This is a genomic window from Spiroplasma endosymbiont of Anurida maritima, from assembly GCF_042465095.1.
In the GTDB taxonomy this organism is placed as follows: Bacteria; Bacillota_I; Bacilli_A; order Mycoplasmatales; family Mycoplasmataceae.
The window spans coordinates 91,779-117,044 of the sequence record NZ_CP102059.1 but is presented as its reverse complement, the minus strand read 5'-3'; the positions used below and the strand labels follow the sequence as shown (position 1 = coordinate 117,044).

Annotated in this window: 25 protein-coding genes and 11 tRNA genes; 33 read left to right on the top strand and 3 right to left on the bottom strand. The window is 26.0% G+C overall.

Going from position 1 to position 25,266, the window contains the following annotated elements; genetic code table 4:
* Nucleotides 1–683: 683 nt before the first annotated feature.
* The 14 genes from NPX79_RS00660 to NPX79_RS00595 all read left to right on the top strand — a co-directional run bounded on the left by NPX79_RS00660 (nucleotide 684) and on the right by NPX79_RS00595 (nucleotide 11,609).
* Nucleotides 684–1,076 carry a GIY-YIG nuclease family protein gene (locus NPX79_RS00660; protein ID WP_381415209.1) on the top strand — a complete coding sequence of 131 codons (393 nt, stop codon included), beginning with the start codon at nucleotides 684–686 and terminating at the stop codon, nucleotides 1,074–1,076.
* Between the two features lie 85 nt (nucleotides 1,077–1,161).
* Nucleotides 1,162–1,467, top strand: a complete 306-nt coding sequence (locus NPX79_RS00655; protein ID WP_381415208.1) for a hypothetical protein — start codon at nucleotides 1,162–1,164, stop codon at nucleotides 1,465–1,467.
* Entirely contained in the window at nucleotides 1,437–2,102 is a 666-nt protein-coding gene (locus tag NPX79_RS00650) for a hypothetical protein (RefSeq protein WP_381415207.1), read from the top strand. The genes NPX79_RS00655 and NPX79_RS00650 overlap by 31 nt, the downstream gene beginning before the upstream one ends.
* Nucleotides 2,103–2,180: 78 nt before the next feature.
* Nucleotides 2,181–2,888, top strand: coding sequence for an ABC transporter ATP-binding protein (locus NPX79_RS00645; RefSeq protein ID WP_381415206.1), 708 nt, complete (start codon nucleotides 2,181–2,183; stop codon nucleotides 2,886–2,888).
* Nucleotides 2,888–3,805, top strand: a complete 918-nt coding sequence (locus NPX79_RS00640; protein WP_381415205.1) for a hypothetical protein — start codon at nucleotides 2,888–2,890, stop codon at nucleotides 3,803–3,805. Before NPX79_RS00645 ends, NPX79_RS00640 begins: the two co-directional genes overlap by 1 nt.
* Nucleotides 3,806–3,860: 55 nt before the next feature.
* Nucleotides 3,861–4,568 carry an ABC transporter ATP-binding protein gene (locus NPX79_RS00635; protein ID WP_381415204.1) on the top strand — a complete coding sequence of 236 codons (708 nt, stop codon included), beginning with the start codon at nucleotides 3,861–3,863 and terminating at the stop codon, nucleotides 4,566–4,568.
* On the top strand, nucleotides 4,568–5,482 hold the full coding sequence (locus NPX79_RS00630; protein ID WP_381415203.1) for an ABC transporter permease subunit: 915 nt from the start codon (nucleotides 4,568–4,570) through the stop codon (nucleotides 5,480–5,482). The genes NPX79_RS00635 and NPX79_RS00630 overlap by 1 nt, the downstream gene beginning before the upstream one ends.
* A 107-nt stretch (nucleotides 5,483–5,589) precedes the next feature.
* A complete protein-coding gene (dhaK, locus tag NPX79_RS00625; protein WP_381415202.1) occupies nucleotides 5,590–6,585 on the top strand; it encodes a dihydroxyacetone kinase subunit DhaK in 996 nt (331 codons plus the stop codon).
* Between the two features lie 3 nt (nucleotides 6,586–6,588).
* Complete coding sequence (dhaL, locus tag NPX79_RS00620) at nucleotides 6,589–7,182, top strand: dihydroxyacetone kinase subunit DhaL (RefSeq protein WP_381415201.1); 594 nt, start codon at nucleotides 6,589–6,591, stop codon at nucleotides 7,180–7,182.
* Nucleotides 7,182–7,577: a PTS-dependent dihydroxyacetone kinase phosphotransferase subunit DhaM gene (locus tag NPX79_RS00615; protein ID WP_381415200.1), complete on the top strand. Its 396-nt coding sequence runs from the start codon at nucleotides 7,182–7,184 to the stop codon at nucleotides 7,575–7,577. Before dhaL ends, NPX79_RS00615 begins: the two co-directional genes overlap by 1 nt.
* A gap of 93 nt (nucleotides 7,578–7,670) precedes the next feature.
* A complete protein-coding gene (locus tag NPX79_RS00610) occupies nucleotides 7,671–8,429 on the top strand; it encodes a PP2C family protein-serine/threonine phosphatase (protein ID WP_381415199.1) in 759 nt (252 codons plus the stop codon).
* A gap of 10 nt (nucleotides 8,430–8,439) precedes the next feature.
* Entirely contained in the window at nucleotides 8,440–9,456 is a 1,017-nt protein-coding gene (locus NPX79_RS00605) for a serine/threonine protein kinase (RefSeq protein WP_381415198.1), read from the top strand.
* Nucleotides 9,446–11,008 carry a ribulose-phosphate 3-epimerase gene (rpe, locus tag NPX79_RS00600; RefSeq protein WP_381415197.1) on the top strand — a complete coding sequence of 521 codons (1,563 nt, stop codon included), beginning with the start codon at nucleotides 9,446–9,448 and terminating at the stop codon, nucleotides 11,006–11,008. Before NPX79_RS00605 ends, rpe begins: the two co-directional genes overlap by 11 nt.
* Complete coding sequence (locus NPX79_RS00595; protein ID WP_381415196.1) at nucleotides 11,001–11,609, top strand: thiamine diphosphokinase; 609 nt, start codon at nucleotides 11,001–11,003, stop codon at nucleotides 11,607–11,609. The genes rpe and NPX79_RS00595 overlap by 8 nt, the downstream gene beginning before the upstream one ends.
* A gap of 64 nt (nucleotides 11,610–11,673) precedes the next feature.
* On the opposite strand, the gene NPX79_RS00590 is transcribed toward NPX79_RS00595, so the two are convergent.
* Nucleotides 11,674–11,758 (bottom strand) — tRNA-Leu (locus NPX79_RS00590).
* A gap of 23 nt (nucleotides 11,759–11,781) precedes the next feature.
* Complete coding sequence (gene rpmB / locus NPX79_RS00585) at nucleotides 11,782–11,979, bottom strand: 50S ribosomal protein L28 (protein ID WP_381415195.1); 198 nt, start codon at nucleotides 11,977–11,979, stop codon at nucleotides 11,782–11,784.
* A gap of 279 nt (nucleotides 11,980–12,258) precedes the next feature.
* On the opposite strand from rpmB, the gene NPX79_RS00580 reads away from it, so the two are divergent.
* From NPX79_RS00580 to nagB, 13 genes are all read left to right on the top strand, one after another.
* Nucleotides 12,259–12,576, top strand: coding sequence for an Asp23/Gls24 family envelope stress response protein (locus NPX79_RS00580; RefSeq protein WP_381415194.1), 318 nt, complete (start codon nucleotides 12,259–12,261; stop codon nucleotides 12,574–12,576).
* Between the two features lie 32 nt (nucleotides 12,577–12,608).
* Nucleotides 12,609–14,234, top strand: coding sequence for a DAK2 domain-containing protein (locus NPX79_RS00575; RefSeq protein ID WP_381415193.1), 1,626 nt, complete (start codon nucleotides 12,609–12,611; stop codon nucleotides 14,232–14,234).
* A 59-nt stretch (nucleotides 14,235–14,293) separates the two neighbouring features.
* A tRNA-Cys gene (locus tag NPX79_RS00570) sits at nucleotides 14,294–14,368 on the top strand.
* 26 nt (nucleotides 14,369–14,394) lie between these two features.
* Nucleotides 14,395–14,471, top strand: a tRNA-Arg gene (locus tag NPX79_RS00565).
* An 8-nt stretch (nucleotides 14,472–14,479) separates the two neighbouring features.
* A tRNA-Pro gene (locus tag NPX79_RS00560) sits at nucleotides 14,480–14,555 on the top strand.
* 3 nt (nucleotides 14,556–14,558) lie between these two features.
* Nucleotides 14,559–14,634 (top strand) — tRNA-Ala (locus NPX79_RS00555).
* Nucleotides 14,635–14,648: 14 nt separating this feature from the next.
* Nucleotides 14,649–14,725: transfer RNA gene (locus NPX79_RS00550), tRNA-Met, on the top strand.
* 2 nt (nucleotides 14,726–14,727) lie between these two features.
* Nucleotides 14,728–14,804, top strand: a tRNA-Ile gene (locus tag NPX79_RS00545).
* Between the two features lie 31 nt (nucleotides 14,805–14,835).
* A tRNA-Ser gene (locus NPX79_RS00540) sits at nucleotides 14,836–14,928 on the top strand.
* A 55-nt stretch (nucleotides 14,929–14,983) separates the two neighbouring features.
* Nucleotides 14,984–15,060, top strand: a tRNA-Met gene (locus tag NPX79_RS00535).
* 1 nt (nucleotide 15,061) lies between these two features.
* A tRNA-Asp gene (locus NPX79_RS00530) sits at nucleotides 15,062–15,137 on the top strand.
* Between the two features lies 1 nt (nucleotide 15,138).
* Nucleotides 15,139–15,214: transfer RNA gene (locus NPX79_RS00525), tRNA-Phe, on the top strand.
* A gap of 145 nt (nucleotides 15,215–15,359) precedes the next feature.
* Nucleotides 15,360–16,088 carry a glucosamine-6-phosphate deaminase gene (gene nagB, locus NPX79_RS00520; RefSeq protein ID WP_381415192.1) on the top strand — a complete coding sequence of 243 codons (729 nt, stop codon included), beginning with the start codon at nucleotides 15,360–15,362 and terminating at the stop codon, nucleotides 16,086–16,088.
* 72 nt (nucleotides 16,089–16,160) lie between these two features.
* Here nagB and rpsD read toward each other — a convergent pair whose 3' ends face one another.
* On the bottom strand, nucleotides 16,161–16,775 hold the full coding sequence (rpsD, locus tag NPX79_RS00515) for a 30S ribosomal protein S4 (protein WP_381415191.1): 615 nt from the start codon (nucleotides 16,773–16,775) through the stop codon (nucleotides 16,161–16,163).
* A 269-nt stretch (nucleotides 16,776–17,044) separates the two neighbouring features.
* Here rpsD and NPX79_RS00510 point away from each other — a divergent pair, with 269 nt between their 5' ends.
* The 6 genes from NPX79_RS00510 to NPX79_RS00485 all read left to right on the top strand — a co-directional run bounded on the left by NPX79_RS00510 (nucleotide 17,045) and on the right by NPX79_RS00485 (nucleotide 25,226).
* Complete coding sequence (locus NPX79_RS00510) at nucleotides 17,045–18,769, top strand: septation ring formation regulator EzrA (protein WP_381415190.1); 1,725 nt, start codon at nucleotides 17,045–17,047, stop codon at nucleotides 18,767–18,769.
* Nucleotide 18,770: 1 nt separating this feature from the next.
* The gene (thiI, locus tag NPX79_RS00505) at nucleotides 18,771–19,982 is read left to right on the top strand and encodes a tRNA uracil 4-sulfurtransferase ThiI (protein WP_381415189.1); all 1,212 of its coding nucleotides are present in this window, start codon (nucleotides 18,771–18,773) and stop codon (nucleotides 19,980–19,982) included.
* Nucleotides 19,983–19,994: 12 nt separating this feature from the next.
* Nucleotides 19,995–21,923, top strand: a complete 1,929-nt coding sequence (locus NPX79_RS00500; RefSeq protein ID WP_381415188.1) for a hypothetical protein — start codon at nucleotides 19,995–19,997, stop codon at nucleotides 21,921–21,923.
* Between the two features lie 42 nt (nucleotides 21,924–21,965).
* On the top strand, nucleotides 21,966–22,976 hold the full coding sequence (locus NPX79_RS00495; RefSeq protein ID WP_381415187.1) for a hypothetical protein: 1,011 nt from the start codon (nucleotides 21,966–21,968) through the stop codon (nucleotides 22,974–22,976).
* A 61-nt stretch (nucleotides 22,977–23,037) separates the two neighbouring features.
* Entirely contained in the window at nucleotides 23,038–24,015 is a 978-nt protein-coding gene (locus NPX79_RS00490; protein ID WP_381415186.1) for a phosphotransacetylase, read from the top strand.
* 20 nt (nucleotides 24,016–24,035) lie between these two features.
* Nucleotides 24,036–25,226, top strand: a complete 1,191-nt coding sequence (locus tag NPX79_RS00485; protein ID WP_381415185.1) for an acetate kinase — start codon at nucleotides 24,036–24,038, stop codon at nucleotides 25,224–25,226.
* The last annotated feature ends 40 nt before the right edge of the window (nucleotides 25,227–25,266 follow it).

Below are 25,266 nucleotides of genomic sequence, written 5' to 3'. Positions count from 1 at the left end.
AAAGAAGAAGAGAAAGAGCACATAAATTAATTAAAGAAAACTCTTTAAACCCTGATGATTCAATAACATGATTTGAATTTGATAAATTATCTTTTGATGATCGTACAAATAAGTTACATTTCATCGTTAAAAGGTTTGTTAAAAAACCTAAAATTACCCGCTATATTACAAGCAACTACGAAAAAACACCCATCTACGAAGATTTTTCAGAAAGATCAAAAATTTTTATGAATTTTCATAAAACAATTAATGTTAAAAAGTTTTTAAATGTAGATATTCTAGACTTAGACATTGAGCATGATTTAAAAATTGACTTAGTAGATTTTTTTCAAGAAACCCCATTGTGAAGAGAAAAAGAAATAGAAATAGCCAATATCGATAATAATATTTTAGAATTATTAAGAAAAAAACGTGTTTTTGAAAAAGAAAAACAAAATTATAATTACAAAGAAAACTTTTTAAAAGAAATACCAAGTTCTTTTTGATTAGTTTTATTTTTCGCTTTTCTAACTTTAGGTTTGTCATTTATTGGTTATATTTCTAAGAAAAAATCTTTAATAAATCAAAAACATANNATGATGAGCTTACTTTGTGAAATGATAATCACAAAGCTAAAATTGATCAGTGCAATAAAAATTTATCATTAGAAATTGATAAACATAATTTTTTGATTGACAATAAAATTGAAAAATATAATTCACAAATTAAACNTTATAGAACAAAAACAATTTACATTAGTTAAAAAAGAAGACGGGTGAAGCAATGTTATTGATGCATCTTTGTATGGTTATAAAGATATATTGGGAGTTAAAGGTGTTTATATAATTAAAAATGCTACTAAAAACTTATATTATGTAGGGCAAAGTAAAAATATGGGCAAAAGAATGTTATCGCATTTTAAAAATGGTGAATCTAATAGACAAGAATTTAATAGAGATTTTTATGAAGGAAATAAATTTCTTTTTAAATATTTTCTTTTAAATTCAAAAGACGAATTAGACAGAGAAGAAAAAAATATANTTGAATTATACAATTCTTTTGAACAAGGTTATAACAAAACAAGAGGTAATATTTAAGCTCTCATGTAGTGTTTTTTAAATTTATGAAAAGTGCTATAATTTTCATAACAAAGATAATTCTAGGAAAATGAAAGAGAAAATTATGAAAAAATTATTTGAAAAAAATCCTTTCAAAGTAAATAAAAATATGTTATTTACTTACTTTAAAAATCACTGAATTTTATTACTTTTTTTTACGTTAATTTATTTGACAATTTCACTTTTTTTTATTTTATTTTTTTTAACATCAACTGAGTTTTCTATTTCTCAAATAACAATTATAGAAACCTCTTTTGGAGAAGAAGAATTTGTAAATGTGCTTCGTGGGTTTTCTAGTCCAATATTTTCTAGTTTTATTCTAGGTAATGTTGCGCTTTTTTGTTTGGGATTTTTACACTTGTTTTTATAAATTTTATTGTTAGAGAAGAAGTTGAAAACAGGCAAGTTACAATTTGATTATCAACAAGCACAAGCAGACTTAATATTGTTTTTTCTAAATTTATATTTTTAATAATTTGTATATTTATTATATGAGCGCCATCATTTATATCAACTGTTTCTACACTTGCTTTTGCGAGAGATGCAAAACAAAATATTGGTTATCTTTTTTTACAATACTTTTATTTTCTATTTGCTATATTATCAATTGCATCTTTATTTTTTTTAATATCTCATATTTTTATCGAAAAAAAATATGTAAGTTATGTTATTTATACAATTTTAATTATCTTAATGGCTATACCTTCAGTGCTACAACCAGAAATATATCATAATGATTCTGAAAGTATTCAAAGAGCATATAATGATTGATATATTTTTTATTTTTTATCATTGAATGCTTTATATCCAAATGTTTTAACCTTTACAAATCCAGAGCAGCTACCAGAATTACCAGACGATGTTTATGCGTTATTTATTCCGGGAACCCATAAATTTATAAATTTATGGCATGTAATAATTTCGCCTTTTTTAAATTTTATTATAATTTGTTCTTCCTTTGTTTTGTCAACTTCAATATTTAAGAAACTTAATGTAAAAATTTAGTTTTGTTTTTTTAACATATGATTGTATAATAATAAAATATAAAATAAAACTAAAAACTAAAAAAGGAGAATTACTTTAATGATCGAAGTAATAAATGTTACAAAGAAATTCGGTGCTGCAGAAGGTAATTTCAACATTTCTTTTTCTGTAAAAGAAGGTGAAACTTATGCCATTGTTGGACCAAATGGCTCTGGTAAATCTACTTTACTAAGTCAAATATTAGGTCTTTTAAAATCGGACAGTGGAGAAGTTTGGCTAAATGATTTTCAAACTTGACAAAGTAGAGAAAGAATCATGGAGTTTACTGGTTTTTTGCAAACAGATTTTATTATGTACCCTAATTGAACTGGATTACAATATTTAAAACTTATTGCAAGATTAAAATATCAAACAGATTGACACTTTGTAACATTACTTATTGATCATTTTAAGATTGATGTATCAACTAAAATTAAAAAAATGTCTAAAGGGATGAAGCAAAAAATTGCAATAATTGCTGCTGTTTTAAACAAACCAAGGGTAGTAATTTTTGATGAACCAACAAGTGGTCTTGATCCTGTTATGCAACAACAATTTTCTAAATTATTAGATAAATTAAAACAAATTTGCAACATTACAACAGTAATTTGCACACATGTTTATCAAGATGTTGTTGACCTGGCCGACAGAGTCGGAATTTTAAAAGAAGGTTATTTAATAAACGAGGTAGAAATCAATAAAAATGATAAACAAAAATCAATTAGCACAATAAAAAAATTAATAAAAGAAAAGAGGGATTATTTATAATGAAAATGTTAAATTTTTTACCTAGTAGAATAGTTATTAACAATCATTTAAAAGGTAGTTGAAAAATAATATTATCATTTGCCTTAGTATTCTTAATATTAGCAACGGGAATATTTTTATTATTAGGCGAAAATACAGATATACATTCAATAGCACCAGGTTTTGGTGAAAAACCAGATCCTGAGTTTGGAAAAGATTATTTAAATTTTTCAGAACTTGGAACTTACTTTGGATGATTTGCATTTGGGGGGCCAACAATAATATTTATAATGTTATCTGTTTTACCTTTAATACATATATTTATTACAAAAGAAATTAAAGAAGGTAAAATTGGTATATGATTTTCTTCTTATCTAAGTCGTCATCAAATTATATTTTCAAAAATTATTTTTGTAATTATTTCGTCGTTTATCATTATGGCGCCATCAATTTTGTCAGCTTTCATTTTTTCTGCAATTAGTATTGATGCTTATCTAAATATGGGAGCTGTAATTTTGCAAGCTTTCTACTTTATATTGACAACAACAGCTCTTGTTTCGTTAATGTGTTTAATATCAGCTTTCTTTGCAAATAAAGGAAAAGGAGTTTTGGGAACAACTATTTCTTCTATAGTTATTGCTTATATGATGGCGATTTTTGGAGCTTATTTGTTTTTGGCAAATGCTGGTTATATAAATGAAGCAAAAATTTTAAATTATTTTTCAATATATTCTCTGATGCCTAACACTCTTATTTTTCAAGAAGGATTTGAAGGTATAAATAGACCTGGTTTTCCAGAAGATGTAACATTTTATTTAGGAATAAGAAAACCAAATTTAGTATGAGAAATAGTATCGCCAATTTTATCAGTTGGAATAATTACTGGTTCAATTTCATTAACTAGTGTTTGGTTTAATAAAGTAGATATAGCAGCATAATAATTTATTAAAAAAATATTTTAAAAATAAAATTAATTTTAAAAAGGAGTTATTTATGGTAGAAATAAAAAACATCACAAAAAAATATAAAGAAAATGTAGGAAATTTTGATATAAATATAAATATTAAGGAAGGTGAAACCTATGCGATTGTTGGACCAAATGGAGCCGGTAAAACTACATTAATTGGCCAAATTTTAGGTTTCATTAAATCAGATAGCGGAGAAATAAATGTTAATGGTTTATCATCTTGAAAAAATAGACAAGATATTATGAAATTTACAGGATATGTGGCAGGAGAAGTTAGTTTATATGAAGAATATACAGGATTAGCGTTTTTAAAGCTTGTTAAACAATTAAAGCCTGAAACAAATTGAAATTTTGTTGTTCAATTAATTAAACATTTTCAAATTGATACATCAACTAAAATTAAAAAAATGTCTAAAGGAATGAAGCAAAAAATAGCAATTATTGCATCGGTTATGAATAAACCAAAATTTGTAGTTTTTGATGAACCAACATCTGGTTTAGATCCAATCATGCAAGAACAATTTAGAATTTTAGTAAAAAAATTAAAAGAAAATTTTAAATCAACAATAATTATTTGTTCACATATTTTTCAAGAAGTAGTAGAACTATCGGACCGTGTAGGTGTAATTAAAAATGGTAAATTAGTAAAAGAGCTTGATATTAAAGGTAAAGATGTACAAAAAACAATTGAAACTTTTAAAGCAATATTTAAAGATGATAGAGATACATTATAATGAAAAGTAATTTTTTAACACCAACAAAAAACATCTTTATTTCACACTTTAAATCTAATTGAAAAATCATTTTACCATTTATATTCGGAATATTTTTGGTATCATTTTTAGCAATATTAATTCCTTTCTCTTGATCAGAATTTAAATATATTGGTACTGTTGAAGCTCACTGGGTATTAGATACTGGAAGAGGACCGGATGCTCGTGTTTTTGGCCTTGGACCAATTATTGCTGTCTTTGTTTTTGGTTCATTTGGAACATTGATATTTAGTATATTTTCTTTATTACTAACTGGATTTGTAATAACATCTGAGTTAAAGAAAAATAAAATGTCTATATGAATGGCTACTCCTTCAACTAGAAATCAAATTATTATGAGTAAATTATTATTTGTAATAGCTATAATAACTGTTGCTTTTTTAGTAGTATTTATTCCGACTATAATATTTAGCTCTGTTGCGCGCGATGCTAATTTATATTTAGATAAAGTAATATTGCAAGGGATATTTTTCTACTTAATGAATGTTCTTGTTGCAATTGCTTTCTTCTTTCTAGCTGTTATATTTTCAAATCAAGAAAGACTATCAACATCTCTTTCATGAGCAATAATTGGTTACATTGCAATAACAGAAATTTTAATGTTTTTTCATAAAACATTTGACTTTCAACAATTAAATTTCGTTGAATTTATAGCACTACAATCATTAATGCCTAAATTTTTAGCTTTTGGATCAGCGTATGGAAAAGAAGAAGTGCCTGTTCCGGGTATTCCTAATTTAAAGGCAAGTTATGGTGTATATACACCAGCTAACAAAATTTTACTTATTGCTTCACCAATTATTCAAGGTGGACTAACAACTGCTGGTATTGTTGGAATTTCATCAGTATTTAATAGAAAAGATATTAAAGCATAATTTAAGCCGAAAAGGCTTTTTTTATTTGTAATTTATTTCCAATAAATTAATTTTAATTAGAAAATATTTAAAATTAATTATATAATAACCTTAAATAGGGGGTTTACATGAAAAAGTTTATTAATAATGTAAATGATATTGTTGATGAAATGATAGAAGGGATTGTTTTGGCAAATCCACAAACATTAAAAAGAGTTGGTAACTTTAATGTAGTTACAAAATTAAATATAAATAAAAATAAGGTGTCTATAATTTCTGGGGGTGGTTCTGGTCATGAGCCAGCGCATGCTGGATTCATTGGACAAGGAATGATTGACGCCGCTGTTTTTGGAGAAATTTTTACAAGTCCAACACCAGATCAAATATTAGCGGCAATTGAAGAAGTAGCTACAGAAAAAGGGGTCTTTTTAGTTGTAAAAAACTACACAGGAGATGTTCTAAACTTTCAAATGGCCGCTAAAATGGCTAAAGCAAAAAATATTAAAGTAGAAATGATAGTTGTAGATGATGATATATCTTTAAAAAATTCAACTTATACAACAGGGCAAAGGGGTATTGTTGGTACTGTTTTTGTGCATAAAATTTTAGGAGCGGCAGCTGAAAGTAATAAATCATTAGATGATATAAAAGTTTTGGCGGAAAAATTAGTAAAAAACATTGCTTCATACGGGATTAGCTTAGATGGCTGTACAATCCCTGCAAATGGAANNAAAAAAGGATTTTCAATTCCAGATGATGAAATGGAAGTTGGTTTAGGTATACATGGTGAACCTGGTGTTAGTAAACAAAAACTAAAATCGGCAAATGAATGCGTAGATTTAATTTTAAAAGAAATAAAATCATATTTAAAATTAAACTCTAATTCAAAAATAGGATTAATAATTAATGGTAAAGGAGCCACACCATTAATGGAATTAAATATATTAGCTCGACACACAATTAAAACACTAAAAACTGAAGGTGTACAAGTATTAAAAACTTTTGTTGGCAACTATATGACTTCAATTGATATGCCAGGTTTTTCAATATCTATTATTAATTTAGATAAAGAAACAGAAAGATTAATGCTTTTTCCTGCTTTAACAAATGCATTGGTGGTTTAAAATATGTTTGAAAAAATTATTATAAATATATGTCGTGTGTTAGAAAAAAACAAAAGTTTTTTAAATGATTTGGACCAAAAAATCGGAGATGGAGATCATGGAACAAATATTAATAGGGGATTTTATGAGTATAAAAATAACATAGAACAATTTAAAGGTTTGGCTTTAAAAGATAAGTTAGAAAAATTAGCTTTTGCTTTAATGAATAAAGTTGGTGGAACTTCAGGTCCATTGTTAGGAATGTTTATTTTAACTATATCTGAAAATATAAACACAGGTTCAACCGACAATATTATTGAAAGTTTTGATAAAGCTTTAATCTCTTTACAAGCATTGGGTGGAGCTGACCTTAATGATAAAACTATGGTGGATAGTTTAATTCCAGCAATAAACAATATGAAAAGCTTGCAAGATAAATCTATACAAAGTTTATTTAAAACTGCTTTAATGGGAGCTGAAGAAGGATATAAGTCTATTGTGGATGTTGTAGCTAAAAAAGGTCGTGCTTCTTATTTAAAAGAAAGATCAATTGGTCATATTGACCCCGGTTCTTATTCTATTTATCTAATATTTTTAGCTATTGTTGAGGTAATTTAATGACAGAGATAATGCTGGTATCTCATTCTCTTAATTTAGCTAAGGCAGCTCTAAAATTGGCAAAAGAAATGAATCCAAATAAAAGCGTTGTTCACATTTGTGCTGGAATTAATGATGGAATAGATTTTGGGACTAGCACCATTGAAATAAAAGAAAAACTATCAAATATTTTAAAGAATAATGATGCCTTAATTATATATGATTTAGGCTCTTCCCTTATGAATGTAAAACTTGCTATAAAAATGTTGGAAAATAAACACAATAATTTAATTAAAATTCTTAAAGCACCTTTTTTAGAAGGATTATTATTATCAATTTTGTATAATAATGAAAACATTACTATAGAAGAATTAAAAAATAAAGTAGAATTAGAAACTAAGGAACACTTTAAATAATCAATAAAAAAATAAAACCTTTTCAGTTTTATTTTTTTATTGATTAAAACAATTTTAATAAATGATACAATGATATGTGAGGATATTAATATTGTGAAAATAAAATTTGGATGAAAAACAAATATAGGAAATTACAGAACATCAAATCAAGATTACTGCAATTTTGGTAAAAATAGTTTCAATAATTATATAGCAATTGTTTGTGATGGAATGGGTGGACATTTTGGTGGAGATATTGCCAGCAGAATGGCTGTTAATAGTTTTATGGAAATGTTTTATAAAGAAAATTTTAATTTAAAAACAGAACATGAAATTAATAAATGGATTCACAATGCAATCCATATGATTCAAAATCAGATGATTAGTTACACAAAAATTAATAATAGTGCCAATGATATGGGTACAACATTAGTTTGCGCATTAATTGTAAATGATAAAATGTTTGTAGCTAATGTTGGAGATTCGAGACTATATAAATTGCACAATGATAAAGTTTATCAGATTACCGTTGATCAAAACATTTATAACACTTCTACACCAGAAGAAAGAGAAGAATATGAATTTCAAGGGCAATATAAAAAAATATATAATAGTGACACTTTTTGAAAAGTATTAACAAGTGCTTTAGGCCCCAATAAAAATTTAAAAATTGATATTTTTTTAATTGAAGATTTAAAAGGAACTTATTTGTTGTCAACTGACGGAATTCATGATTTTATTGATGAATCTGATATTAAAGATACATTAAGAAAAAAGACAAGACTTAATGATAAGGCAAAAGAACTAATCGATTTAGCTTTAGAAAATTTATCAACAGATAATTTAACAGGGATTATTTTAGAAGTTAACTAAGGGGTTATGAATGAAAAAAAATATTTTTAAATCAATAAATAATGGAAGATATAAAATCATTGATAAAATAGCTGATGGTGGAATGGCGGAAGTTTTTGAAGCTTACGATACATATACCAAAGAAAATGTTGCTATTAAAATGATGTCTAAAGTTTTATCAGATAATCAAGAAGCTGTAGAAAGATTTAAAAAAGAATATGAAGCTATTTCAAACTTTGAACATGATAATGTTGTAAAGGTTAAAGGTTATTTTATTGAAGAAAATAGACAATGTATTAGCTTAGAATTAGTTAAAGGCTTTACCTTAAAAGATTGACTAATAAACTATGGACCTTGTTCAACAGAGGAAATTGTTTATTTTTTTAAAGACATATGTAGTGCAATTATTGATGCTCATGATCACTCTATTATTCATCGTGATATTAAGCCAGAAAATATTTTAATTTCCAACGATGGAAAAATTAAAGTGGCTGATTTTGGTGTGGCAATTTTGGAAAATGAAACTAATGACGAAGAAAAAAATAAAATTATTGGTACATCTAAATATATGGCGCCAGAAATTGTGCAAGCATACCACCCATCAAGGTCATCGGACATTTATGCTTTAGGAATAATGTTGTATGAACTATCAACAGGAGCAACACCTTTTGTTGGTAAAAACCCTACACAAGTTGCAATTAAGCACGTAAAAGAAATTCCTATTTATCCCTCTGCGATAAATAAGGATATAAATCCTGGTTTAGAAAATATCATTTTAAAATGTATTTTAAAAAATCCGGAAGATAGATATCAATCAGTAAAAGATTTATATAATGATTTAAATAAAGTTTTAACACAGGACATTAATTATAATTTAGATAAAAAATTAAAATACGTTTATATAAAAAATAAAAAACAACTAAGCAAACAACCACATAATACAGTTCCTGTATTTTTAACTAAAAAATTCTTTTACATAACAGCAGCTATTTTTGCAGCATTATTTATATTGGCTGTCATTTTGTTGGTGGGTTTATATGTTATTTAATTTGGTTGTATTTAACATTGTAAGTGAATATATTTATGTCATAGATAAGAAAACTCAAAAAAAATATTCTTGTAAGGCAAAAGGTCTTTTTAGGCATAATAATCAAAAGATTACAGTTGGCGATATTGTAGATATTCAATTAATTCCAGAAAACAGTGATTTATCATATGAGGCTGTTATTTCAAAAATACATGCTAGAAAAAATGAACTTAAAAGGCCGAGGGTTGCAAACATTGATCAAGTAGTAATTGTTACATCTATTTTGGAACCAAAAATTAATTACAAATTACTTTTAAAAGAAATAATGATTTGTGAAACAATGAAAATTGATATTGTTTTATTGTTTACTAAAATAGATTTAGCTACTGAAAAAGATTTAAAGGATATAAAAGATGTTTTTAGAAACACAAATTATAATTTAGTATTTATTAATAACAATTTACAAACCTCTAATAACAATTTAATTCCTTATTTAAATAGCAAATTTTCAATTTTTATGGGCCAAACAGGTGCTGGTAAATCATCTACATTGAATAATATTTTAGGAGAAGATTTAATTAAGACTCAAGAAATTTCTAAAGCTTTAAATAGGGGAAAGCATACAACAACGGATATTAAGTCTTACATATTTAAAGATTTTATAATTGCTGATTCTCCAGGTTTTTCATCATTTAAAATAACAGATATTGAAAAAGAACATTTTGCAAATTTATTACAAATATTTAATAAGTTATCAAGTAATTGTAAGTTTAGAAATTGCTTACATATAAATGAACCAAATTGTTTTGTTAAAAAAAATATAGATATTGAATTTTCTAATAAATTATATGAAAATTATANNTTGAAATATATAATGAGGTTTACAATGAAAAATAAAGTAAAAAAGGAAGTAATTATTGCGCCAAGTGTTTTGAGTGCAGATTATGGTAATTTAAAGAAAGAATTAAATACTATTAAAAAATATGGGGCACAATGAATTCATTTTGATGTTATGGATGGAGATTTTGTGCCAAATCTAACTTTTGGACCCAAAATATTGGCTGATATTAGAAAAATATCAGATTTGTATATTGATTGTCATATGATGGTAAACATCAAAAATCGCACAGTTGAAGAATACTTTACACCATTTTTAGAAGCTGGGTGTAATTCATTTACAGTGCATTATGAGGCTTTTTCAAAAAGTCAATTAAAAGAACTTTACAATTTTAAACAAAAGCATGGCTGTAAAATTGGTATTGCTATAAGTCCTCAAACATCTTTTAGCAAAATTGCTAAAATAATTGATAATTTTGATATTATATTAATAATGACAGTTAATCCTGGATTTGGTGGACAAGGTTTTATTGAGCAAAGCGCACAAAAAATAAAAGAAGCCAAAGAGTTTATTGTTGCTAACAACTTAAATGTTTTAATTCAAGTTGATGGTGGTATTAATGATAAGACTGCGAAAATATGTAAAAATTTAGGAGCAAATATTTTGGTTGCAGGGAGTTATTTGTTTGGCCAAAAAGATATTAAGCAAAGAATGGAGAGTTTAATTTATGATTAATAAAGTTGTGATCGTATGTAAAGAAAATACAAAAATAGATTTCAAATCTTATGAAAATGCATTTTTTATAGGTGTGGAAAGAGGTTGTTTAGAATTAATTCGCCAAGGAATTAATATTGATTTAGCAATTTCAGATTTTGATAATGTTTCTGATGATGAATTAGCACAAATAAAATTAGCAGCTAGATCATTTAAAAAACTATCAACAAATAAAGATTTAATTGATGGGGAAGAAGCAATTCTTGAAGCTTTAAAATACTCATCAAATATTACACTAGTAACAGAAGGTGAAAGATTTGATATGAATTTAGCTTCAATAGCTTTAGTGTTGAAATATAATGTTAAACTGTTTAATAAGGGTGGTTTTGTTAACTTATTCAAACAAGGAAGTATTTATTCAATTAAAAAAACAAACTTTAAATATGTTTCATTTTTTTCAGTAGAAAAATCTTTAGTAGACATTACAGACTTCAAGTATGAAGCAAAAGATTTAGTAATTGAAAATATTGGTACAAACGCTATTAGCAATGAGTTATTAGAAAACCAAGTAGGTAAAATTAACGTTAAAAAAGGTAATATCATAGCTATATTTACAAATTAAAACAAAATAAAAAATAAGATCATTATTAGTAAATTACTTTAAAAACAATGATCTTATTTTTTTTTGGTGCCCATGATCGGACTCGAACCGATACGAATTTCTTCGGCAGATTTTGAGTCTGCTGCGTCTACCAATTCCGCCACACGGGCTTAGTTTTAGTTTATAAAAACTATTAAGCTACAATATCCCCTTTACGCTTTAATGTTCTAAGAGTTCTTGCTGAAATTCTAACTGTTTTATACTTTCCATCAATAAACATATTAACTTTTTGTAAGTTTACATTTCACTTTCTTTTAGTAGCATTTAAAGCGTGTGATCTATTGTTTCCAGATAATTTACCTTTACCTGTAATTGCACATTTTCTTGACATAATAACCTCACTTTGCTTAATATTACTTAATAATAATAAACAAAATACATGTCAAAATCAAGTTATAATTTAAAATAAATTAAATATTACCCTTAATTAAGGTTTTAATTATAAAAAATATATATATTAGTAAAAATACTGAAAATATTTTATAATAAATAAAATATAAATTATTATGTATATAAACTATTTCTTATAAAGTTACAAATATTATAAATATATATTGATATTATTTCTTGTTAGTAATATAATTTACTTATGGTTTTTTAAGGAGTTTTTGTGAATAAATTAAATGTTTCTAAAATATATAATGTAGTTTACTCATCAATGATAACAGTTCCTGGTGTTGCCGGATTTGCTAATCTTAATGAGATCGAAAATCAAAATGATAATTTTGAAGAAAAATACAAAAATTCAATAAAAATATTAAGAGAGCCTGATTTATTGGAAATTTATATTTACATTATTTTAATTAGTGGTGTGAATATAAATGACATAGCACAAGAAGTCCAATTTAGAGTGAAATATGAATTGGAATCAAAGGGAATTATAAACGAAGCATTTTTAGTAAATGTAGTGGTTTGTGATATTAAGTAATATAAAAAATAGAAATAGATGGGTGAATAATTATGCTTTATACTAATAAAAATATAGTAAATTTATTGATAAGTGGTTTTAATAACTTATTTAATAATTATCCTAAAATAGATAAATTAAATGTGTTTCCTGTTCCTGACGGAGATACTGGGACAAATATGTTTTTAACTATGAAAAACGCTGTTGCTAATCTTGAAAATAAAGATAAAAATAATGAACAAAGTTTAGACAAATTGTTAGATGCTTTTGCTCGTGATTTAATAATGGGAGCAAGAGGAAATTCTGGTGTTATTTTATCTCAAATTTTTAGAGGCTTTGCAAATGGCTTTAAAAAGAATAATGAATTTACTACAATAAATTTAAAAAAATCACTTTTACTAGCTCGTGATGTGGCATACAACGCAGTAATGAAACCAGTTGAAGGAACAATTTTAACTGTTATTAGAGAAACTGCTGAAAAGTGTGATGAATTAGATAATGAAATGCCTGTATTAGATTTCTTTGAAAAAGTATGTGCTTATTCTAAAGTTTCATTAAAAGGCACACCTGATCTATTGCCTATTTTAAAAGAAGTGGGGGTTGTTGATTCTGGTGGTTATGGTCTTGTTAAAATATTTGAAGGAATGAGTTATTATTTAAAAAATAATAAAGTAATTTCAAAAGTTAAACAACATGAAGAAAACACTGGTAATAACATTAATTTAGTAAACCATGAAGAAGAATTTGGATATTGTACAGAAGTTTTAATAATCTTTGAAGAAAAAGACGTTAACAATGTAAACATTAATCATGTAAGAAAATCTTTAGAAGATCAAGGTGGAACTTCTGTTGTGGCTGTTATTGATAGTGATATTATGAAAATACATGTTCATACATTGGTTCCGGGTAATGCTTTAACATTCTTGCAACAATTTGGAGAATTTGAAAAAGTTAAAATAGAAAATATGACATTACAAGCAGAAGAACATGTTAATTATGTTAAAGATAGAAAACTAGTTAATAAAGAAGCTTTAATAAGTGTTGTTCCATCAATTGCTATTGGTAATTACTTTAAACAAGAATTAAAAGCAGCAGAATTTATAAATGGGGGATTTTCAATGAATCCATCTACTGATGATTTCCTATCAGCAATAGAAAAAGTCGACGCACAAAACGTGTTTTTATTTCCAAATAATAGCAACGCAATTTTAGCAGCACAACAAGCAGCTAAGGTAGAAAAAAAATCAAAAATATATGTTGTTCCAACAATTTCAATTCAAGAAGGAATGGTTTCGATGATCTCTTATGATTATGAAGAAACACCTAAAAAGAATTTTAGTATTTTAAAACAAGCAACAAAATTAGTTCAAAGCATAGCTATTACTACAGCATCTAAATCTACAACAATGGATGGTGTTAAAATTACTAAAGACAGCTATATAGGGTTAGATGGTAAAAAAATTGTTATCTCTAATGCTTCAATGAAAAAAGTTATTGTTAGTTTATTTGATAAATTTATTTCTAAAAGCTCAGAAATCATTACAATTTTTTATGGAGAAGATGTAGAAATTTCAACAATAAATTTTATTAAGAAATATTTGGATGAAAATTTCGATATTGAGTATGAAATTATAGATGGTGAACAAAGTTTATATCAATTATTAATTGCTATTGAATAATTTATAGAATTTATTCAAATAATTATATTAATGTGGTATTATTAAATAGGTTTTAATATGGCACTATAGCCAAGCTGGTAAGGCATGGGACTGCAACTCCCCGATCGTCGGTTCGAACCCGTCTAGTGCCTCCATTATTTAACCAATATATTATACCAATGCGCCCATAGATCAATTGGACAGATCGTTTGACTACGGATCAAAAGGTTGGGGGTTCGAATCCTCCTGGGCGCGCCATTATTCNNGGAAAGTAGCTTAGCTTGGTAGAGCGCTCGGTTTGGGACCGAGAGGTCGCAGGTTCAAATCCTGTCTTTCCGACCATTAGGGCTCGTAGCTCAGCTGGGAGAGCATCTGCCTTGCACGCAGGAGGTCGACGGTTCGATCCCGTTCGAGTCCACCATATTTATNATTTTTGGCGAGATAGCTCAGTCGGTTAGAGCGCACGGCTCATACCCGTGAGGTCGAGAGTTCAAGTCTCTCTCTCGCTACCAACGGACCCTTAGCTCAGTTGGTTAGAGCATCCGGCTCATAACCGGACGGTCGCTGGTTCAAGTCCAGCAGGGTTCACCATTAAAATTAAATTAAATTTATAAAACATGTTGGAAGATTACCCAAGTCTGGTTGAAGGGGTCGGTCTTGAAAACCGAGAGGCGGGGAAACCCGCGCGGGGGTTCGAATCCCTCATCTTCCGCCATTTATTTTATTTATTTTAAAATTATGATATACTATTTTAGTATTATTATTTATATCGCGGGGTGGAGCAGCATGGCAGCTCGTCGGGCTCATAACCCGAAGGTCGCAGGTTCAAATCCTGCCCCCGCAACCATGGTTCTGTAGTGTAGTGGTTAACATGCCTCTCTGTCACAGAGGAGATCGCGGGTTCGAGTCCCGTCAGGACCGCCATGGTTCAGTAGCTCAGTTGGTAGAGCATTTGATTGAAGCTCAAAGTGTCGGCAGTTCAATTCTGTCCTGAACCACCATTTTAATATTTATTAATTAATATTTATTAGTTTATAAATATTAATAAAAAACTAGCTTTTGCTAGTTTTTTACTTTTTATATAAGTATTTGATAAAATATTTGATAAGATATTTATATAAAAAGTAAAAAAACAGGAGAAAATCTATGAAATTTATAGTTTTAAAAAATCAAGAAGAAGTAGGAAATTATGTAGCAAAAATGTTTATTGATCAAATAAATAAAAAACCAAATAGTGTGCTAGGTATGGCTACAGGTTCTTCACCAGTTCCAGCATATGAAAAAATGGTAGAAGACCACGCAATAAATAATACAGATTGAAGTAAAGTTGTAACATTTAATTTAGATGAATATGTAGGTTTAGAAGAAACGCATGAACAAAGTTATCGTTATTTTATGAATGATGTACTTTTAAATCATGTTAATGTTAATTTAAAAAACACATTTGTTCCAAATGGTGTAGCAAAAGATCTTGAAAAAGAAGCTGAAAAATATGAAAATTTACTTAAAAAGCACGGACCAATTGACTTGCAAGTTTTAGGAGTAGGGGTTAATGGTCATATAGCATTTAATGAACCACCAGCACCACTTGATGGTAAAACAGGAATAGTAGATCTTGTAGAAGATACTATAAAAGCAAATGCAAGATTTTTTGAAAAAGAATCTGATGTACCAAGACAAGGATTAACAATGGGAGTTGGTTCTATCATGAAAGCAAAACAAATTATATTGGTTGCAACTGGTAAAAATAAAGCAGAAGCTATTTCAAAATTACAAGGAAATGATTATGATGAAAACTGACCATGTACATCATTAATTAAACATGACAATGCAGTTGTTGTATTAGATGAAGATGCTGCATCTTTATTAAAATAAAAAGGTAAAAATAATAAATAAAAAAAACAGATAATAATATATCTGTTTTTTTTATTTATATTTAATTATTTATTAAACAAGTCTGTTGTATCATTCTACGATTAATGATTCATTAATGTTTTGGTTTAATTCATTTCTTTCTGGGTGTCTAACATATTCACCTTTAAAGTTTTTCTTATCAAATTTTACAAATTCTAATGTTGAAACTTGTCCATCTAAGCTTTCTAAAACTTTAACATTTTTTCTAGCTTTTTCTTTTAATACAATAACATCACCTGGGTTACAAATGTGAGATGGAATATTCATTTTTTTACCATTTAATGTTACGTGATTATGATTAACGATTTGTCTTGCTCCAGCTCTTGTTGCTGCAAGACCCATTCTATAAACAATATTATCTAATCTTGATTCTAAAAGAACTAAGAAGTTAGTACCAGTAATCCCTTTGATTTTTTTAGCTTTAGCATATGTATTTCTAAATTGTCTTTCAGTAATACCGTACATAAATCTAACTTTTTGTTTCTCTTGTAATTGTTCACCATAATTACTTAATTTTCTTCTTCTTTGCCCATGTTGACCAGGTGCATAAGTTCTTTTTTTACCTTTTGAAAACTCTTTATCGTTTTCTAAAATACTAAATCCATATCTTCTAGATTTTTTTGTAATACTATCTCTATATCTTGACATAAAAATATCTCCTTTTCTGACGACAAGAAGAAATAAACTCTGTTATGTTGTGTTTACATTTCGCCATACAGCAACGGTTACTTTTTACATTATTAATAAGTAAACGCATTACATAACATGTTTATTTGCTGTTCTTAATGTTGCCAAACAAATTATATCAATTTTATTAATAATTTACTACATAAAGATTAAATATTGTTAACAGATATGTTTGTTTTAAGTAATAATATAAATTATAATAAACATAGAAAAAAAAGGAATTTTTATTTATGAATACAAAAGTTATCTACTTGATAATAATTTCATCAATTTTGTTATTAACGCTTTGTGCTTTTATAATTTTTTTATTGTCTTGAAAGAAAAAAATTGTTTTAAAAAACTTAGAAATTGAAGTTTTTAGAAAAATTGAAATTATTAAAAGAATACCATTAAGATTTAAAATTTTTAGAATCGCTAACATTGCAGATAAAAATACATTTTTTATAAAGTTTTTAGTAATTTGAAGAACTAAGTACGAAAAATTTATTGAAAATATGTATATAACTAATATAGAAAAATTTAATAAATTAATACAATCTATGTCCAAAGATAAAAAAACTGAAAAACCATCACAAGATGTTTATAGAAAAAATTTAAATATGCTATTAAAGAATTTTACAATTATTGAACAAGAATCAAGATTAATGTTAGATGAAATTAATAGTTCTTTAAAAGTTGAATTTTTACAAAGAAACTACATAGTATCTCAAAAAAAGATGTTTAATGAACTTTTAAGTGATTTGAAAAAATTTACTTTTATGGGGTATATGAAAAAAGAGTCTATGAATAATTTTATATTTTCATTACAAAACCTTTTTAATGATTTTGAAAAGAATATTAGAGTAGGGGATTTTCTAAAAAACGAAGATCTAATTAATGATATAAATAGTGGCCTAAAAGTATTTTTAGATATACTAAAAGTTATTCCACAATCTTATCTTTTCCTAGAAAAAGTATTACCAAAAAAAATTATTGAAGCAAAAGAAATGCGCGACGAGTTTTTGGCAGATAACTTTAAAAAAGATTACATACCTTTAAGTTACGATTTATTTAAAGAAGAAATAAATAAAAAGGTTTCTCTGTTAGATAAATATTTAAAAGCTATACAATATAAAAAAGTTCCGCTTATAGTATATGAAATAATAGTTAGTTTTTATAAATATATAAATGATTTTTCTAATCAAAAAAATATAATGGATATTTTTAATAATTATTATAATATGATGCCAGATATTATTTCTTATATTGAAAAAACTTATACTACTGTTATAAATCAAATTGAAGATTTAAAAATTACATCTTCTTTAACTTCAGAAGAAGAAGAAGTGTTGCTAACATGTAAAAGTGATTTTAATAATTTAAAAGCCGCTTGAAGTAGTTTATCAAAAAAAATGTCAGAAAAAGGAGCTGTTTTAAATTACTTTGATCTTAATAAAGAATTAGCTGATTTATTTAGTTACATTATCATATCTTACAAATTGATTGGAAGTGTTAATTACTTTATTGAAAGAAGAAACAAATATGAAGTTGATGCAAGAAGAAAAGTTCATCACTTAAAGATAACTTTAATTCAAGCAGAAACTAGAATTAATAATGTAAAATATAGCAAACATTTATCAAAATACAAACAAGAGATTGAATTCTATCGAAATAAATTAGAAAAAATAAAAAATAAATATTCAAACTTAAAAGATGTTGAAGTGTTTAAGAATTTTAAATTAGATTTAACTGAAGCTTCAAGAGATATTTCATTATTATTTAATTCAATTTTAGATAATATTTTTATGATTTTATTAGCTGAAGAATCATTAACATACGCTCAATCTCACTCTATTAACAGTGATAATTATTTAAACGCTATAAACAATGCTGAGAACTTTTATTATAAAGGTGAGTTTGATTTTGTTATTCATGAAACATTAAAAATATTAAATGACGGCAGAAGAAAGGGTTAAAATGAACTTTGATCATATAATTGTTAGATATTCAGAACTATCTACAAAAGGTAAAAATAAGCAGCACTTTATTAGTCTGCTTAGAACTAATATTAAAAATCACCTTTCTAATTATCGTGGAAAATATATATTAAAGAATGATCCCGGAAGAATTATGATAAAGCCAGATAAAGACATATATCAAGAAGTGTATAATAAATTACTTAATGTATTTGGTATTTCTTCAATTTCTCCAGGTTTACTTGTTGATAAAAATTTTGATACTTTAAATGAAAAAATTGTAGAAATAATAGGAGATTTTAAAAATAAATCATACAAACTTAACATAAAAAGAATAGACAAGAATTTTCAACCAATTTCATCTGAAATGGTCGTCAATTTAGCAAAAAGTATTTATGAAAAATACCCTATGATAAATGTTGATGTAAAGAATCCTGATATTTCCTTAAATGTTGAAGTTAGGTTTTCTAATATTGCAATATATATTAATAAAAATATGGCCTTAGGTGGATTGCCAGTTAATTCATCAGGGCACGCATTATCATTGTTATCCGGAGGAATTGATTCGCCAGTAGCATCATTTTTATGTTACAAAAGAGGCCTTAATTTAAGTTATATTCACTTTACAACCCCTCCACACACTTCTTTAGAGAGTCTTGAAAAAGTATTCGACCTTTCTAAAAACTTGTTTAAATATAGCGATGGAAGAGCTTTAAAATTATATGTTGTTAATTTTACACTATTACAAAATGAGCTTATGCATTTAAGCAAACCCGAATACAGAATTACTATAATGAGAAGAATGTTTGTGAGAATTGCAAATATTGTTGCCGAAAAAATTGATGCCAAATGTTTGGCAACAGGAGAAGCTTTGGGTCAAGTTGCATCACAAACAATTGAAAGTATTACTACAATTGAAAATTCATCAACTTTGCCAATTCTAAGACCGCTTATTTGCTATGATAAGGAAGATATAATTAAAATTTCAAAATCAATTGACACATATACAACTTCAATAAAACCATTTGATGATTGTTGTAGTTTATTTGTTCCTAAAAATCCAGTTATAAAACCAAAAATTCGTGAAGCTGAGTTTCAAGAAAACAATATAATGTGAAAAGAAATTATAGATAAAATCATAGAAAATAATGTAGAAAAGTACGTTATTTCAAAAGAGGGTGTTTATAAAACAGATTTTGATACAAAAAATTAAAAGGATTTTTTTATGTTTGGACCAATAAATATAAAAACTGAATACAGTTTTAATGAATCACTAATTTCTATTAGAGATTATTTTATTTTTTGTCAAAACAATAATATAAAAGATGTTTTTATCAATGATAATAATTTAATAGACTTACCAACTAAAATAAAATTAGCTAATGAACATAATTTAAACTTGCATATTGGATTAACTATTTTTCTAAAAGATATAGGAGAAGAATTAAGTTTTTTTCCGCTAAATAATGAAGGTTATTTTTCTTTAGTTAATTTACATAATTTGTTGCGTTCTGAAAATCCTAAAAAAATTACTTCTACTTTTAAAGAAGTATTTTCAATTATATTAAATAATAAAAAATTCTTAAATTTTAAAAATACAAATTTACTTGTTGTAAATAACCAAAAGTTTTTTAAAACATTGTTGTCAAAAGAATATTATGAAATAACTAATTTATATTTGGGGCAAAATAATGTTGAAGGTACAAATTACGATAATAATACAATTGATTTTATAAAATATAATTTACTAAAAAAGGTAGAACGTGAACATTTAGAGTCATTAATCAATTTACAATATTTAAACCCAGGTAACTACACTTCATTAAAAGATTACGTTTTTCCAAAAGTATCTAATTATTTTTTAAACAATTTTCAAAAAAAAAATCTACAATCAAGAATTAAGTNNTTTAAATTACCTAAAGTTGAAAATATAGATATAAAAAGTTTATGTATGAATAATTTAAAAAAATATTTAAACAACAATTTAGATGAAGTTTATATAAAAAGATTACACCATGAATTAAATGTAATAAGCGAAATGAATTTGGAATATTATTTTTTGATATATTATGATTTTGTAAATTATGCAAATTCTCAAAATATATTAGTTGGTCCTGGTAGGGGAAGTGCGTCTGGTAGTTTGGTTTGTTTCTTGCTAAACATAACAAAAGTTGATCCAATAAAATATGGGTTGATTTTTGAGCGTTTTTTAAATATAGAAAGAAAACAATTGCCTGATATTGACCTTGATGTTGAACATTCTAAAAGAGACATAATATTAAAATATCTTCAAAACAAATATTCTGATTCTAATGTTGCAAAAATAATTGTTGTGCAAAAAGTGGGGGCTAAACAATTTATTTCTGATTATTTCAGAATAAACAACTTATCACCTGAAGATAAAAAAAGTATTAATCAAATAATTAAGAATGAAGAAAATTTTAATTATAGCCAAATAATTAATAATCAAAAGTTAGAAGAATATGTTGTCGAATATAGAGTTATGTTTTTTCTCTTAAATTTAGTTATAAATTTACCTAAAAATATTGGAATTCATGCTGCCGGTATTTTATTATCTGATAAACCATTTGAAGACAAAGTGCCTTATCATCAGAAAGATAATTTTAATATTGTAAATTATACAATGGGTCATTTAGAAGAAATTGGTCTTTTAAAATTAGATATTTTAGCTTTAAAAAATTTAACAATTTTATCTCAAATGTTAAATAAAGTTTTAAAAATTAATAATAGTTTTTCTTTAGAAAAAATTCCTTTAAATAGTGAACAAGTATTTAACGAATTTTCGTTAGGAAAAACTAATTATATTTTTCAATTTGAATCTCCTGGAATGAGAGAAACCCTAAAAAAGGTTAAGCCACAATCTATTCAAGAGTTAGCTGCTGTTTCAGCTTTATTTCGTCCTGGTCCAATTCAGTTTATTGAAAAGTATATAGAGCGTAAATATTCTAATAAAAACATTCTTTATATAAATGACAATATTAAAAATATTTTAAGTCCAACTTATGGAATTATTGTTTTTCAAGAACAAATAATAAATTTATTTCAATTAGTTGCTAATTTTTCTTTAGCAAAGTCTGATGTCATCAGAAGATCTATAAGTAAAAAAAATAGATTTAAANAAATTCTAATTTAGAAAAAAGATTTTATAAATGGCGCATTGAACAATGGATATAACATGGATGTAATTAAAAAAGTTTGAAATATAATTTTAAACTTTACCAGTTATGGATTTAATAAAAGTCATGCTATTTCATATTCTTTAATAAGTTACTATTTTGTTTATTTTAAATTATTTTATCCTGCCATTTATTTTGAAACATTATTTTTAGATAACTCAACCCACAAAGATAGAGAAGCTATTTTTGATGAAGCTAAAGAAAAAAACATTCTTTTTAAATCTTCTAATTTTACTGATAATAATTATAATGAATTTGAAATAAAAGATAATATTTTATATATTCCACTTAATCTATACATTAACTTAGATTTAGAGGTCTATCAAAAACTAGTAGCGATAAGAAAAGAACAAACACAAAATATTAACCCTTATTATTTTTTATTAAAAGTAATAACAACCATAGACTGAAATATTGATTTATTTAAAAAATTAACTTTATCTGGATATTTTAATTTTTTAAACATGAATCCAGCTACAGTATTAAAATGTCTAGAAAGTTATGATATTTCTACATTTAAAAGTGTTTATGATATTAAAACCAACACAACATTAAACGGTTGAGTTCCTGATATTGTACATCAACCAGCAAATACAAAAGATATTTTATTTGATTGAAAAATTTGAATATATATTTTAGAAGAAGCGCATAATTTATTTGGGTTTTATATTTTTGGTTCTCCTATATCTTTAATAATTGATTTTAAAAAATTGAATAAAAATATAACTAAGTTAAATGATATTTTAAATGGTAATACAGTTAGAAGTCAAAAGGTTATCTTTAAAATTAAAAGTATAAAAATAATTAAAGATAAAAGTGGAAGTGAAATGTGCTTTTTAACTGTAATGGATGATACGGAACAAATGGAAGGAACAATATTTGCTAAAGATTTTTCTAGATTTAATGATATTTTGTTTGAAGAAGAATATTACATATCAATAGTTTCTTCAAATGAATATAAAGGTAAAAAAACAATTATTATAAACGATATACAAAAAATAATTTTTTAAATACCTATAAAATAGTTATTTTTTGTTTTATAATTAATTTTATAAGGAAGGGGTATTTTAAATGAGTTCTAATATATTAGATAAAATTATAGAAAATCTTAAAAATACTAAACAAGAAATAAAAATTATTTTACCAGAAGGTAAAAATGCTAAAATCCAAAATGTAGCAAAGAAATTTAAAGGATTACAAGTAAAACCAATTTTAATTTTTGATAAAGAATCTGAAATTACTAAAAACATTAAAGAAAATTTTGAAACTTTTTCAATTGATACTTTTGATAAAACTGAAATGTTAAGTAAAATTTTAGAAAAAAGAAAAGGTAAACTGGAAAAAGTTGAGGCAGAAAACTTGATAAATCAAAGAAATTATTTTTCAATTATGTTGCTAGAAATGGGATATGGTCATGGTGTAGTTGGTGGTATTGAATACGCAACAAAAGATATTGTGAAGCCTACATTACAAATAATTAAAAAAAGATCTGATGTTAGTTTAGCTTCATCGCTATTTTTAATGTTAAAAGATAATGAAAAATATATTTTTACAGATTGTGCTTTAAATGTAGACCCAACAGCAGAACAGTTAGCTGACATTACACAGTTAGCTATTGAAGCAAGTGAAGTTTTTCTATTTGAAAACCCTAATGTAGCATTGTTATCATACTCTACTATGGGTTCTGGTATAGGGGCTCCGGCTGATAAAGTTAGAAAAACATGAGACATTTTAAAAGAGAGAAAATTAAATAATTGTGTTATTGGTGGAGACTTTCAGTTTGATGCTGCATACAATGATGAAATTAGAGAAAAAAAAGCTCCAAATTCACCAATGAAAAAAAGAGCTGATATTTATGTTTTTCCTAGTTTGGAATCTGCAAATATCGGTTATAAAATCGCTCAGAGACTTGGTGGTTTTACAGCCGCTGGTCCAATAATTGTTGGTTTAAATAAACCGGTTAATGACTTATCAAGAGGGGCTACAGAAAATGATATTTATAATACAATAGCAATTACAGCATTTTCTGCACTTAAAAGTATTAAATAAAGAAATTAAAAGGAGATAATATGATATTAGTAATTAATGCTGGAAGTAGTTCAATGAAATTCCAGGTATTTCAAGAAAAAAATAATAAATTTGAAAGTATTTGTAAAGGGTTAGCTGAAAGAATATTTATTGATGGTTCGTTTACTTTAGAATACAAAGGTGAAGAATTTACAACAAAAGTAAATTTACAAGATCATAAAGATGCTGTTGAGCAACTTATTAAATCATTAAAAGCACATAAAGTTATAAAAGATTTTAGTGAAATTAAAGGTGTGGGACACCGAGTAGTTCATGGGGGAGAAAAATTTACAAAATCTGTATTAATTGATAATGTTTTCTTAAAAGAATTAGATAAAGTTATTCCTTTGGCTCCATTACACAACCCGCCAGCTTTAAGTGTTATTAATTCATTTTTAAAATTAACAAACGTACCAAATGTTGCTGTTTTTGATACATCATTTCATACATCAATCCCAGAAGAGAATTACTTATACTCTGCACCATTAGAATGATACAAAGATTATTCTGTTAGAAGATATGGGGCACATGGTACTTCATATAGATACATTACAGAAAAAACAGCTGAAATATTAAATAAAAAACAAGAAAATATTAACGCTATAATTTGTCACCTTGGTAACGGTGCAAGTATTTGTGGAGTTAAAAATGGTAAATCATATAATACTTCAATGGGATTAACACCATTAGAAGGTTTAGTTATGGGTACTAGAAGTGGAGATATCGATCCTTCTGTTTTTAGTTACATGGAAAAAAATCTTAAAATGAATGGTGAAGAACTAACACATGTACTAAATAATAAATCAGGTTTATTAGGTATTTCTGGTGTTTCATCTGATTTAAGACAAGTAATGCAAGAAGCTGATAAAGGAAATAAGAGAGCTGTTCTTGCAGTTAAAATGGCGGCAAAAAGAGTTGCTAAATATATTGTTTCTTATATTAATGAAATTGGTTCGGATATTGATGCAATTATTTTTACAGCTGGTATTGGAGAAAATTCAGCACCAATGCGTGAGATGATCATTAATGAAATTAGTATTATGAAGCTATCTATTTGTGATGATAGAAATAAAGAAAAATATGATGATTATAAAATTATTTCANAAAAAGATTCTTCAGTTCCGATATATGCAATTAGAACAAACGAAGAAAAAATGATTTGCAATGATGTTTTAGAATTAATAAAAAAATAACAATTATATATTTAATTATTAAAGCAAGTTTTACTTGCTT